At 73.7% G+C, this 12,163-nt stretch carries 10 protein-coding genes and 1 tRNA gene; 7 read left to right on the top strand and 4 right to left on the bottom strand.

What is annotated here, in order from left to right:
• Positions 1-56 precede the first annotated feature (56 nt).
• From H596_RS0107385 to H596_RS0107360, 6 genes are all read left to right on the top strand, one after another.
• Positions 57-1,271 carry an LL-diaminopimelate aminotransferase gene (locus H596_RS0107385; RefSeq protein WP_027284335.1) on the top strand — a complete coding sequence of 405 codons (1,215 nt, stop codon included), beginning with the start codon at positions 57-59 and terminating at the stop codon, positions 1,269-1,271.
• The gene (locus H596_RS0107380; protein ID WP_027284334.1) at positions 1,268-2,560 is read left to right on the top strand and encodes a homoserine dehydrogenase; all 1,293 of its coding nucleotides are present in this window, start codon (positions 1,268-1,270) and stop codon (positions 2,558-2,560) included. Before H596_RS0107385 ends, H596_RS0107380 begins: the two co-directional genes overlap by 4 nt.
• Before the next feature lie 4 nt (positions 2,561-2,564).
• Positions 2,565-3,239: an SIMPL domain-containing protein gene (locus tag H596_RS20595; RefSeq protein WP_051212572.1), complete on the top strand. Its 675-nt coding sequence runs from the start codon at positions 2,565-2,567 to the stop codon at positions 3,237-3,239.
• Between the two features lie 23 nt (positions 3,240-3,262).
• Positions 3,263-4,261, top strand: coding sequence for a class II fructose-bisphosphatase (glpX, locus tag H596_RS0107370; protein ID WP_027284333.1), 999 nt, complete (start codon positions 3,263-3,265; stop codon positions 4,259-4,261).
• Positions 4,261-6,021, top strand: a complete 1,761-nt coding sequence (recJ, locus tag H596_RS0107365; protein ID WP_037300404.1) for a single-stranded-DNA-specific exonuclease RecJ — start codon at positions 4,261-4,263, stop codon at positions 6,019-6,021. The genes glpX and recJ overlap by 1 nt, the downstream gene beginning before the upstream one ends.
• Before the next feature lie 387 nt (positions 6,022-6,408).
• A complete protein-coding gene (locus tag H596_RS0107360) occupies positions 6,409-7,071 on the top strand; it encodes a hypothetical protein (RefSeq protein WP_027284331.1) in 663 nt (220 codons plus the stop codon).
• A gap of 155 nt (positions 7,072-7,226) precedes the next feature.
• Here the strand turns inward: H596_RS0107360 and guaB are convergent, their stop codons facing one another.
• From guaB to H596_RS20590, 3 genes are all read right to left on the bottom strand, one after another.
• A complete protein-coding gene (gene guaB / locus H596_RS0107355) occupies positions 7,227-8,729 on the bottom strand; it encodes an IMP dehydrogenase (RefSeq protein ID WP_051212570.1) in 1,503 nt (500 codons plus the stop codon).
• A 90-nt stretch (positions 8,730-8,819) separates the two neighbouring features.
• Positions 8,820-9,482, bottom strand: coding sequence for an RlmE family RNA methyltransferase (locus H596_RS0107350; RefSeq protein ID WP_027284329.1), 663 nt, complete (start codon positions 9,480-9,482; stop codon positions 8,820-8,822).
• 31 nt (positions 9,483-9,513) lie between these two features.
• On the bottom strand, positions 9,514-10,539 hold the full coding sequence (locus tag H596_RS20590; RefSeq protein ID WP_084602618.1) for a Ppx/GppA phosphatase family protein: 1,026 nt from the start codon (positions 10,537-10,539) through the stop codon (positions 9,514-9,516).
• 117 nt (positions 10,540-10,656) lie between these two features.
• Between H596_RS20590 and H596_RS0107340 the strand changes: the two genes are divergently transcribed.
• Positions 10,657-10,730 (top strand) — tRNA-Gln (locus tag H596_RS0107340).
• A gap of 137 nt (positions 10,731-10,867) precedes the next feature.
• Here the strand turns inward: H596_RS0107340 and H596_RS0107335 are convergent.
• Positions 10,868-12,127, bottom strand: a complete 1,260-nt coding sequence (locus tag H596_RS0107335; RefSeq protein WP_027284328.1) for a D-amino acid dehydrogenase — start codon at positions 12,125-12,127, stop codon at positions 10,868-10,870.
• Positions 12,128-12,163 lie beyond the last annotated feature (36 nt).

Below are 12,163 nucleotides of genomic sequence, written 5' to 3'. Positions count from 1 at the left end.
GCCTGGGGCCGACTCCGCTAAAGCCCGCACACTGCCGAGCCCCGAGGAGGCCCGCCATGGCCGAAGAGTTCCACCGCATCCGCCGCCTGCCGCCCTATGTCTTCGCCGAGGTCAACGCGGCCAAGGCCAAGGCCCGCGCGGCGGCGGAGGACATCGTGGACCTCGGCATGGGCAACCCCGACAGCCCCACGCCGCCGCACATCGTGGCCAAGCTCATCGAGGCGGTGCAGGACCCGCGCACCCACCGCTACTCCATGTCCAAGGGGATCCCGGGGCTGCGGAAGGCGCTGGCGGGCTATTACGACCGCCGCTTCGGCGTGAAGCTCGACCCCGAGACGGAGGTGGTGGCGACGCTGGGCTCGAAGGAAGGGCTCGCCAATCTCGCCCAGGCCATCTCGAGCCCGGGCGACACCATCCTGGTGCCCAACCCCTCCTATCCCATCCACCAGTTCGGCTTCCTGATCGCGGGCGCGACCGCGCGCTCCATCCCCTACACGCCGGACGACGCGATGCTCGAGGCCATCGTGCGCGCGGTGAAGCACAGCGTGCCCAAGCCCACCGCGCTGATCGTGAACTTCCCCTCCAACCCCACCGCCCTGCTCGCCAGCCGGGAGTTCTACAAGGAGCTGGTGGCGCTGGCGCGGCGGCACGAGCTGTTCATCCTCTCCGACCTCGCCTACGCCGAGCTCTACTTCGACGAGAACAACCCGCCGCCCTCCGTGCTCGAAATCCCGGGCGCGAAGGAGTGCACGGTGGAGTTCACCTCGCTCTCCAAGACCTACAACATGCCGGGCTGGCGGATGGGCTTCGCGGCCGGCAACCCGCGGCTGATCGCCGCGCTCGCGCGCGTGAAGTCCTATCTCGACTACGGCGCCTTCACGCCCATCCAGGTGGCGGCGGCCGCGGCGCTGAACGGCCCGCAGGACTGCGTGGCCGAGATGCGCGCCCTCTACCGCGAGCGGCGCGACGTGCTGGTGAAGGGCCTGGTCCAGGCCGGATGGCCGGTCGAGCCCTGCCAGGGCTCCATGTTCCTCTGGGCCCCCATCCCCGAGCGCTTCCGCCAGCTCGGCTCCGTCGAGTTCTCCAAGCTGCTGCTCGCCAAGGCCAAGGTGGCGGTGGCCCCGGGCGTGGGATTCGGCGAGCACGGGGACGGGCATGTGCGCATCGCCCTCGTCGAGAACACGCACCGCATCCGCCAGGCGCTGCGCGGAATCCGCGCCTTCCTGCAGGGCGACAACGCCGCCCCCGCCGAGGAGAGCCTCGCGGGATGAGCGCCGTGATGAAGGTGGGCGTGGCCGGGCTCGGCACGGTGGGTGCGGGCGTGGTGAAGCTGCTGCGCGACAACGCGGACGTCATCGCCGCCCGCGCCGGCCGGCCGATCGAGGTGGTGGCCGTCTCCGCACGCCACCCCGAGCGCGACCGCGGCGTGCCGCTCGATGGGCTGACCTGGCACCCCGACCCCGTGGCGCTGGCCGCCGACCCGGACGTGGAGGTGGTGGTCGAGGTGATCGGCGGCGCCGAAGGCCCCGCCCGCGCGCTGGTCGAGGCCGGGCTCCGCGCGCGCAAGCCCGTGGTCACGGCCAACAAGGCGCTGCTCGCCACCCATGGCGTGGCGCTCGCCCAGCAGGTCGAGGCCATGGGCGGCACGCTGGCCTATGAGGCGGCGGTGGCCGGCGGCATCCCCGCCATCAAGGCGCTGCGCGAGGGGCTGGCGGCCAACCGCATCAGCCGCGTCGCCGGCATCCTGAACGGCACCTGCAACTACATCCTCACCGAGATGCGGCAGAAGAAGCTGCCCTTCGCGGAGGTGCTCAAGGCCGCGCAGGAACTCGGCTACGCCGAGGCTGACCCCTCCTTCGACATCGAGGGGGTGGACGCGGCGCACAAGCTCGCCATCCTCGCCGCGCTGGCCTTCGGCCGGCCGGTGGACCTCGCCTCGCTGCACATCGAGGGCATCGCGCAGGTCTCCGCCCTCGACATCGCGCTGGCCGAGGAGCTCGGCTACCGCATCAAGCTGCTCGGCATCGCCAGCCGCACGCCGGAGGGGGTGAGCGCGCGCGTGCACCCCTGCATGGTGCCGGCGGGCAGCCCGCTCGCCGCGGTGGAGGGCGTGTTCAACGCCGTTCTGGCCGAGGGCGATGCGGTGGGCCGCGTGGTGCTGCAGGGGCGCGGCGCGGGGGCGGGCCCCACCGCCAGCGCCGTGGTGGCGGACCTCATCGACATCGCCCGCGGCCGGCGCGCCCCGCTCTGGGGGGCGGACAGCGCCACCCTCGACGCCTCGCCCGCCCTGCCCATGTCGCGCCATCGCGGCGCCACCTATCTGCGGCTGATGGTGCTCGACCAGCCGGGGGTGATCGCGGACGTGACGGGCATCCTGCGCGACCAGCGCATCAGCCTCGAATCCATGCTCCAGCGCGGCCGCGCGCCCGGCGAGGCGGTGCCCGTGGTGCTGGTGACGCACGAGTGCGAGGAGGCGGCGATGGACGCCGCGCTGGCGCGCATCGCCGCCCTGCCGAGCGTGCTCGAACCCCCCGCCCGCATCCGCATCGAGGAGATGTGAGCCCATGCTGCGCCGCGCCCTGATCCCCGCCCTGCTGCTGCTGCCCGCCGCGGCGGCGGCGCAGTCGCCCAACGAGACGCGGCTGCGTCTCGGCGCGAGCGGGGAGGTGCGCGTGGCCCCCGATGAGCTGCTGGCCGTGCTGCGCGTCGAGGCGCGCGGCTTCGAGGCCGGCGCGGTGCAGGGCGAGGTGAACCGCCGCATGGCCGCGGCGTTGGCCGCGGCGCGCGCGGTGGAGGGTGTCACCGCCACCACCGGCCGCTACCATGCGCACCAGGAGCCGCGCGGGCAGGAGTTCCTGGCGCAGCAATCCCTCAGCCTCGTCGCGGCGCGCGGCGAGCCGGCGCTGGCGCTGATCGCGCGGCTGCAGGAGGAGGGGCTGCTGCTCGGCGAGCTGCGCTGGCGCCTCTCCGAAGCCGCGGCGCGCGAGGCGCGGGACGCGGCGATGCGCCAGGCCATCCGCGCCCTGCGCGAGCGCGCGGAGATGGTGGCGCGCGAGCTCGGCCTGCGCGTCGTCGCACTCACCCACCTCAGCGTGGACGCCGCCCCCGAGGCGCGCCCCTTCGCCATGGCCGCTCCGCAGCCCGCCCGCGCCGCCGGGGCCGTGCCGCCGCCCGTGGCCACCGTCGAGGACATTCCCGTGAGCTTCCAGGTCACGGGCGATCTGCTGCTGCGCCGCTGAGCGCGACCCCCGAGGGAGGAAACATGAGCGAGACCGAAGCCCGCCAGGCGCAGGTGGACCGCAACCTGGCGCTGGAACTCGTGCGCGTCACCGAGGCCGCGGCGCTGGCCGCGAGCCGCTGGGTCGGCAAGGGGGACAAGAACGCCGCCGACGGCGCCGCCGTGGAGGCCATGCGCCGCGCCTTCGACAGCGTGGCCATCGACGGCACGGTGGTGATCGGCGAGGGCGAGATGGACGAGGCGCCGATGCTCTACATCGGCGAGAAGGTGGGCCTCTACGCCAAGTCCGGCGGCGGGATGCGCGCCGACATCGCGGTGGACCCGCTGGAGGGCACCTCGCTCACCGCCAAGGGCGGGCCCAACGCCATGGCCGTGGTGGCGCTCGCCCCCCGCGGCGGCTTCCTGCACGCGCCCGACGTGTACATGGACAAGATCGCCGTCGGCCCCGGCCTGCCGCCCGGCGTGGTGGATCTCGACCGCAGCCCCGAGGAGAATCTGCGCGCGCTGGCCGCCGCCAAGGGCTGCGAGGTGGGCGAGCTCACCGTCTGCGTGCTCGACCGGGACCGGCACAAGGAGATCATCAAGGCCTGCCGCGCCGCGGGCGCGCGGCTCATGCTCATCCCCGACGGCGACGTGTTCGGCGTGCTCGCCGTGGCCCAGCCCGAGACGGGGGTGGACATGTATCTCGGCTGGGGTGGCGCGCCGGAGGGCGTCCTGGCCGCCGCCGCGCTGCGCTGCATCGGCGGGCAGATGCAGGGGCGGCTCATCTTCGAGGACGAGGCCCAGGTGGCCCGCGCGCGCGAGATGGGGATGGAGGATCCGCACCGGAAATTCGCCATGGAGGAGATGGCTGCGGGCGAGGTGATGTTCGCCGCCACCGGCGTCACCACCGGGCCGCTGCTGCGCGGGGTGCGGCTCATTCCCGGGGGCGCGGTGACGCATTCCATCGTGATGCGCAGCAAGTCCGGCACGGTGCGCTACGTCGAGGGGCACCACAATTTCCGCGTGAAGCCCATCCTCTGATGGACACCGCGCTCGGGGTCGAGCGCAGCCTGACGGGGCGCCGCTGGCTCTGGCGCCCCACGGATGCGCGGCTCGGCGCCGCGCTTTCGCAGCGGCTCGGCCTGCCCGAACTCGCGGGGCGCATCATGGCCGCGCGCGGCGTGGGCATCGAGGCGGCCGAGGAGTTCCTCGCCCCCACCCTGCGCGCCCTGCTGCCCGACCCCTCGGTGCTGACCGACATGGACGCGGCCGCCGCCCGGCTCGCCGATGCCGCCGAGCGGGGCGAAAAGGTGGCCGTCTTCGCCGATTACGACGTGGACGGCGCCTGCTCGGGCGCGCTGCTGACCGAGGCGCTGCGGGCGCTGGGCTGCGCCGTCACCCCCTATGTGCCGGACCGCATCGCCGAGGGCTATGGCCCCAACGGGCCGGCCATCGAGCGGCTGGTGGCGGCGGGGCATACGCTCGTGGTCTGCGTGGATTGCGGCATCGCCGCGCATGAGGCGCTGGCCGGGGCTGATGGGCGTGCCGATGTGGTGGTGCTGGACCATCACCTGGCCGAGGGCCCGCCGCCGCGCGTGCGCGCCGCGGTGAACCCGAACCGGCTGGACGACCGCTCGGGGCTGCGGCAGCTCTGCGCCGCGGGGGTGGCCTTCCTCGCCGCGGTCGCGATGCAGCGGGAGCTGCGCCGGCGCGGCTTCTTCGCCGCCCGCCCCGAGCCCGACCTGCGCGCGGCGCTGGACCTGGTGGCGCTGGCCACGGTCTGCGACGTGGTGCCGCTCCTGGGCGTGAACCGCGCCTTCGTCGCGCAGGGGCTGCGGGTGATGGCCGGGCGGGCGCGGCCAGGGCTTGCGGCGCTGCTGGATGTGGCCGGGGCGCGGGAGGCGCCCTCGGCCCATACGCTCGGCTTCCTGCTGGGGCCGCGCATCAACGCGGGCGGGCGGATCAGCGCGCCCGACCTCGGCCTGCGCCTGCTGGTGGAGGAGGATCCCGTCGCGGCCCGCGCCATCGCCGAGCGGCTCGACGCGGTGAACCGCCAGCGCCAGGAGGTGGAGGCCGGGGTGCTGGCCGCGGCCATGGCGCAGGCCGAGGCGCAGCGCGCCGCGGGCCATGCCGTGCTGCTGGTGGCGGGCGAGGGGTGGCACCCCGGGGTGGTGGGCATCGTGGCCGGCCGGCTGCGCGAGCGCTTCAACCGCCCCGCCTGCGTGGCCGGGCTGTCGGAGGGGCTGGCCAAGGGCTCGGGCCGCTCGGTGCCGGGGCTCGACCTCGGCGCGGCGGTGATCGCGGCGCGCCAGAAAGGCCTGCTGAAAGCGGGCGGCGGGCACGCCATGGCGGCGGGCTTCACCGCCGAGCAGAACGCGCTGCGCGCCCTGCACGCGCATCTGGACGAGCGCCTGGCGGCGGCGGCGGACCTGCCCGATGTGCCGGAACTGTGGCTCGACGGCGCGCTGACCGCGCGCGGAGCGACGCCGGAGGCGGCCGAAACCCTGGAGCGCCTCGGCCCCTATGGCGCGGGCCATGAGGAGCCGCTGCTGGCGCTGACGCGGGTGCGGGTGGTGAAGGCGGGGCTGGTGGGCAAGGGCGGAACGACGCTGCGCGCCTTCCTGGAAGGCGAGGAGGGCGGGCGCATCAAGGCCCTGTGCTTCCGCGTGCGGGAGACGCCGCTGGAGGCGGCGCTGCTCTCGCCCGGCCGGCCGCTGCACCTGTGCGGCACGCTGAAGGCCGATCGCTGGAACGACACGCCCGGCGCGAGCTTCCTGATCCGGGACGCGGCGGCCGCCTGATTCGGCTGGCCGCTGTTCTCCCCTTGTTTCGGCACGCCGCCGCCCGCCGCCCCGGCGGGCGCGTTCCCCCCGGCGCGAGCGCCGGGCGCTGCATCACGAACCCACGGCATGCGGCCGGCGGCATGGGGGCCGGCGGCATGGGGGCCGGCGATAGGGCCTGCCCCGGGCGAGGGGCGGGAAGGCGGCCCCGGGCGGCCCGGCGCGGACTGCGGTCGCAAGGCGCGCGGCTTCTTCCTTGAAGAACCTAGGAATCTAAAGATTCCTATGCGAGACGATGATTGAATCCAAAGGAATTTTTGCCGAAAACCTCTGCTTCCCGCTTGTGCAGGACTTAAATCTTCGGCTACCTGCAATCTACGGTGGTGAAATCGGCATGGAGGCGCATCCTTGGTTGCAGTCGCCCGCAAGTCCTCTCACTTCGAGCTGGACCGTCGCGTCCGGGAATGCCTGAGCGTCTGGCCTCAGCGCCCGCCAGGCATCGAGCCTTCCGTCAAGCAGCCCGGCACCTGGCTCAAGGCGCGCCCCCATCCGGGCCCCGTCGTGCAGCCCTATCTCAAGGTGCCGGGCAGCCAGCGCCTGCGCACCCTGCCCGATGGCCTCTATCTCCATTTCAGCGACAGGCCCGACGACCTCTACGTGGACATCCTGTGCATCGAGGCCTGCAGCACCTACCAGAACCTGCTCGACAAGCGTTCGCGCTTCGCCCCCTCCACGGGGTCGCTGCTGGCGGTCTGCCCGCTCGAGTGGCTGCAGCAGCCCGCCCAGGAGGGCAGCCGCATCCCGCGCTGGCGGCTGCTGCGCTGCCTCACCTCAGAGCCGCGGCACGAGCTCGTGCTGCCGGTGCGCGATGCGCGCGTGCTCTTCGCGCTGCGCGAGGCGCACTACGAGACCTTCGCCTCCACCCAGACGCCCCAGGCGCACGAGTTCTTCGTCCCGATGGAGGTGATCACGGGCGGCGCGGCGGAGCAGGACCCGGCGCTGCGCGCCATGCTCGGCCGCGCCACCGCGGCCGCCCATTTCCTGCGCCTGCCGGAGCCGCCGCTGGTGTAGATGCCCCGCCTCCGGAGGCCGGGCCACGCCCGGCGGGGGAGGGGGGGCTTGCGATGCCGCTGCTGCCGCCGCCGGCGATGGCGGTGGGGCGGGCCCACCCACGCTGCGGCCGTGCCGATGGGACGGCCTTCCCTGAGCCCTGGGGGCGGCCCGCCTCAGCCGTCGTGGCGGTAGTTCGGCGCCTCGCGCGTCACCGCCACGTCGTGCACATGGCTCTCGCGCAGCCCGGCATTGGTGATGCGCCGGAAGCGGGCGTTCTTCTGCAGCTCGGCGATCGTGGCCGAGCCGGTGTAGCCCATCGCCGCACGCAGGCCGCCCACGAGCTGATGGATCACATTCCCCACCGGCCCCTTGTAGCCCACGCGCCCCTCCACGCCCTCGGGCACCAGCTTCATCTGGTCCTGCACCTCGGCCTGGAAGTAGCGGTCGGCCGAGCCCCGGGCCATGGCTCCTAGGCTTCCCATCCCGCGATAGGATTTGTAGCTACGGCCCTGATACAGGAAGACTTCCCCAGGCGCTTCGTCCGTTCCTGCGAACAGGCTTCCCATCATCACGCATTCCGCGCCGGCGGCCAGCGCCTTCGCGATGTCGCCGGAGTTGCGGATGCCGCCATCGGCGATGGCGGGCACGCCGTGCTCCTTCGCCGCCGCCGCGCATTCGAGAACGGCGGTGAGCTGCGGCACCCCCACCCCGGCCACGATCCGCGTGGTGCAGATGGAGCCGGGGCCGATGCCGATCTTCACCGCATCCGCCCCGGCCTCGATCAGCGCCAGCGCCCCCTCGGGGGTCGCCACATTGCCCGCCACCACCTGCACGGCGTTGGACAGGCGCTTGATCCGCTCGATCGCGCGCAGCACTCCCGCGGAGTGGCCGTGCGCCGTGTCCACCACCACCACATCGGCCTCGGCCGCCACCAGCAGCTCGGCGCGGCGGAACCCGTCCTCGCCCACCCCCGTGGCCGCGGCCACCCGCAGCCGGCCCAGCGCGTCCTTCACCGCGGCAGGGTGCGCCTCGGCCTTGTCCATGTCCTTCACGGTGATGAGGCCGACGCAGCGGTTCTGCTCGTCCACCACCAGCAGCTTCTCGATGCGCCGCTTGTGCAGCAGCGCCCGCGCCTGCTCGGCCGACACGCCTTGCGGGGCGGTCACCAGGTTCTCGCGCGTCATCAGCTCATAGACGCGCTGCTTGGGGTCGGTGGCGAAGCGCACGTCGCGGTTGGTGATGATGCCCACGAGCCGGCCCGTGCCCGGCTCCACCACCGGGAAGCCGCTGATCTTGTGGCGCGCCTTCAGCTCCATCAGCTCCGCCAGCGTCTGGTCGGGGTGGACCATGACCGGGTTCACCACCATCCCGCTCTCGAAGCGCTTGACCTGGCGCACCTGCTCGGCCTGCTCCTCGGGCGAGAGGTTCTTGTGGATCACGCCGATCCCGCCCCGCTGGGCCATCGCGATGGCCATGGGCGCCTCGGTCACCGTGTCCATCGCCGCCGAGACGAGGGGAATGTTGAGGCCGATCTCGCGCGTCAGCCGCGTGCGCGTGTCGGTCTGGCTCGGCAGGACCTGCGAGTAGGCCGGCAGCATCAGCACATCGTCGAAGGCGTAGGCCTCGGCGATGGCGATGGGCCCGGGCGAGGGGGCGGGGAGGGGGGAATCTGCCATGGGCGGGGCCTTTCGGGCGGTCACGCGCGACCTTGGCGCGCTTCCTTAACCCCCGCCCCCCCGCGCCGCAAGCGCGCGGGCCATGACCGATCAGGGACGGAACCCCGTGGCCACCACATAGGTCTCGGCCGATTCCTTGCGCGAGGCGGGGGGCTTCGCGTGGCGCACCTCTGCGAAATGCCGGCGCAGCCGCGCGAGCATCTCGCGCTCCGCCCCGCCCTGGAACAGCTTGGCCACGAAGGCGCCGCCGGGCCGGAGCACCTTCAGCGCGAAATCGAGCGCGAGTTCGGCGAGCGCCATGATGCGCAGATGGTCCGTCGCGGTGTGGCCCGTGGTGTTCGGCGCCATGTCGGAGAGCACGAGATCCGCGGGGCCGTCGAGGGCGGCGCGCACCGCGGCCTCGGCCGCCTCCTCCTGGAAATCGCCGCGCAGGAGGGTGGCGCCGGGGATGGGCTCCATCTCCAGCAGGTCGAGCCCCACCACCCGCGCCGCCGGCCCGCCGCGCCGCAGCGCCACCTGCGTCCAGCCGCCAGGGGCGGCGCCGAGGTCCACCACCCGGCAGCCGGGGGTGATGAGGCCGAAGCGGTCGTCCAGCTCGATCAGCTTGAAGGCGGCGCGCGAGCGCCAGCCCGCCGCCTTCGCCGCCTTCACATAGGGGTCGTTGAGCTGGCGCGAGAGCCAGCGCTGCGAGGCGGTGCTGCGCCCGCGCGTACTGCGAAGGCTGGTGCGGGTGTTGCGGGGGCCGGGGGGCATGGCGCGGGTGTAGGCGCGCGCGGGCGGCGCGTCAGCCCCGGCCCGCGGCACCACGCGTCTCGCCGCGCATCAGGCGCATCAGCATCCCCTCCCGCAGCCCACGGTCGGCCACCGTCACCTCCTCCACCGGCCAGAGGCGGCGGATGGCGGCATAGACCGCGCAGCCGGGCAGCACGTAATCCGCCCGCTCCGGCCCGACGCAGGGGTGCGCCATGAGCCCGCGCCGGCCCAGCGCGAAGAGTTCGGCCAGCGCGTCATCGGCCGCCTCGGCGGGGATGCGCCGGCCATCCACCAGGGCGCGGTTGTAGCGCGGCAGCTTCAGCACCACCCCCGCCAGCGTCGTCACCGTGCCGGAGGTGCCGATCAGCCGCACCCCGCCGCGGCGGATTTCCTGGCCGATGCAGTGCAGCCGGTCGAAGGCGGCGAGGCGCTCGGTGATCGTCTCCACCACCTTCGCGAAGCCGCGGGGCGAGAAGCAGTCCTCGCCCTCGGCCAGCGTCACCACGCCGCAGGGAAGCGAGAGGTAGCCGATCAGCTCCGGCCGCGCCCCCGCGCGCACCCAGGCGATCTCGGTCGAGCCGCCGCCGATGTCGAAGAGGATGGCCCGACGGTCCTCGGGCGTGAGGAGGGGGCTGCAGCTCTCCATGGCGAGCTCCGCTTCCTCCCGCGCGGAGATGATGCGCGGGCGCAGCCCCGTCTCGGCCTCGGCGCGGGCGAGGAAGGCGGGCCCGTTCGCGGCGCGGCGGCAGGCCTCGGTGGCCACGGCGGCGAGCCGCCGCACGGGGCGGCGCTGCAGCCGGTCGGCGCAGGCGGCGAGCGCGGCGAGCGTGCGCTCCATCGCCGCCTCGGAGAGGCTGCCGCTGGCGGCCAGCCCTTCGCCCAGCCGCACCACGCGCGAGAAGCTCTCCACCACGCGGATGCCGGCGCGACTCGGCGCGCCGATCAGCAGCCGGCAGTTGTTGGTCCCGAGATCGAGCGCCGCGAAAAGCGGGGCAGGGGGAGCGGTGCGGGCCGGCAGCCCGCGCGGCGGCGAGGCGGTGGCGAGGGAGGGGCGCATGGGGGGTGCGGCCTGAGCATGTGTCGTATGTCATCATCGTGAAGCCTTTCCCGCGGCGCAAGCGCAAAGCGGGTTGGCAGGCGGCGCGCGCTTTGCTATGAGGCCGCCCGCGCCGCTTGGGGGATAGTTTAGCGGTAGAACTCCCGGCTCTGACCCGGGCAGCCTTGGTTCGAATCCAGGTCCCCCAGCCACCCCTCCGACCCGCCTGTCCATCGCCGGGCCCTCCGCGGCCCGAGACCGCGTTTACGGGCCGGGGCGTGATGCCCCCCCTCATCCCGGCTTCGGCTTGCCGTGATGCGCGACACGCCCGGCCATGCGGCCGCCTGCTTCAGGCCATCGCGTAGCGGGCGAGCGCCAGATCCTCATGCGCGATCTCGGGCGGGCGCCGGCTCACGATGTCCGCGATCAGCCGGCCGCTGCCGCAGGCCATGGTCCAGCCCAGCGTGCCATGCCCGGTGTTGAGGAAGAGGTTGGCGTAGCGCGTGCCGCCCACCACCGGCGTGCCGTCGGGCGTCATGGGGCGCAGCCCCGTCCAGAAGCTCGCGCGCGCGAGATCCCCCCCGCGGGGGAAGAGATCGCCCACCGAATGCGCCAGCGTGGCCCGCCGCGCCGCGCGCAGCCGCAGCGAGAAACCCGCGAGCTCAGCCGTGCCGCCCACGCGGATGCGCTCGCCCAGCCGCGTGATGGCCACCTTGTAGGTCTCGTCCATCACGGTGGAGACGGGCGCCATCTCGGGATCCGTGACGGGCAGGGTGAGCGAATAGCCCTTCACCGGATAGACCGGCACGAAGACGCCCAGCGGGCGCAGCAGCGCGGGGCCATAGCTGCCCAGCGCCACCACATAGGCGTCGGCGGCATGCCGGCCCGCGGCGGTGCGCACGCCCAGCACGCGGCCCGCCTCGGCCTCGATGGCCTCGATCCTCTCGCCGTAGCGGAAGCGCACGCCGCGCGCGGCGGCGAGAGCGGCGAGGCGCTGGGTGAACAGGTGGGCATCCCCCGTCTCGTCGCCCGGCAGTCGCAGCCCGCCCACGTATTTTCCGGCGACGGCGGCCAGCGCGGGTTCGGCCGCCGCGCAGCCCGCCGCGTCCAGCAGCTCATAGGGCACGCCGAAGGCGTCGAGCACGCGCGTGTCCGCCCCCACCGAATCGAGCTGCTTCTGGGTGCGGAAAAGCTGCAGCGTGCCGCGGCTGCGCGCGTCGTAGTCGAGGCCCGTCTCGGCGCGCAGATCGCGCAGGCAGTCGCGCGAGTATTCGGCGAGGCGCACCATGCGGGACTTGTTGCGGCGATAGGCCTCCTCGGTGCAGTTCGCCAGCATCCGCGCGAGCCAGCCATAGAGCCCGTGGTCGAGGCTCGGCCAGAGCACCAGGGGACGGTGGCGCATCATCAGCCACTTCAGCGCCTTGACGGGAATGCCCGGGGCCGCCCAGGGGGCGGAATAGCCCGGCGAGACCTGGCCCGCATTGGCGAAGCTGGTTTCGAGGCCCGGGCCGGGCTGGCGGTCCAGCACCGTCACCTCATGGCCCGCCTGCGCCAGATACCAGGCGCTGGTCACGCCCACCACGCCCGCGCCGAGAACGAGAACCCGCATCGCCGCCTCCGCCATCCGATGCCGGGAAGGATAGCG

This window comes from Rubritepida flocculans DSM 14296, assembly GCF_000425365.1.
Classification (GTDB): Bacteria; Pseudomonadota; Alphaproteobacteria; order Acetobacterales; family Acetobacteraceae; genus Roseococcus; species Roseococcus flocculans.
This window is presented reverse-complemented; position numbering and strand designations above follow the sequence as displayed.

Bases quoted from the DNA above. Each gene is read 5' to 3' on its own strand.
- recJ (WP_037300404.1), top strand. From the start codon at position 4,261: ATGGACACCGCGCTCGGGGTCGAGCGCAGCCTGACGGGGCGCCGCTGG.
- H596_RS0107385 (WP_027284335.1), top strand. From the start codon at position 57: ATGGCCGAAGAGTTCCACCGCATCCGCCGCCTGCCGCCCTATGTCTTC.
- H596_RS20595 (WP_051212572.1), top strand. From the start codon at position 2,565: ATGCTGCGCCGCGCCCTGATCCCCGCCCTGCTGCTGCTGCCCGCCGCG.
- H596_RS0107380 (WP_027284334.1), top strand. From the start codon at position 1,268: ATGAGCGCCGTGATGAAGGTGGGCGTGGCCGGGCTCGGCACGGTGGGT.
- H596_RS20590 (WP_084602618.1), bottom strand. From the start codon at position 10,539: ATGCGCCCCTCCCTCGCCACCGCCTCGCCGCCGCGCGGGCTGCCGGCC.
- H596_RS0107335 (WP_027284328.1), bottom strand. From the start codon at position 12,127: ATGCGGGTTCTCGTTCTCGGCGCGGGCGTGGTGGGCGTGACCAGCGCC.
- guaB (WP_051212570.1), bottom strand. From the start codon at position 8,729: ATGGCAGATTCCCCCCTCCCCGCCCCCTCGCCCGGGCCCATCGCCATC.
- H596_RS0107350 (WP_027284329.1), bottom strand. From the start codon at position 9,482: ATGCCCCCCGGCCCCCGCAACACCCGCACCAGCCTTCGCAGTACGCGC.
- glpX (WP_027284333.1), top strand. From the start codon at position 3,263: ATGAGCGAGACCGAAGCCCGCCAGGCGCAGGTGGACCGCAACCTGGCG.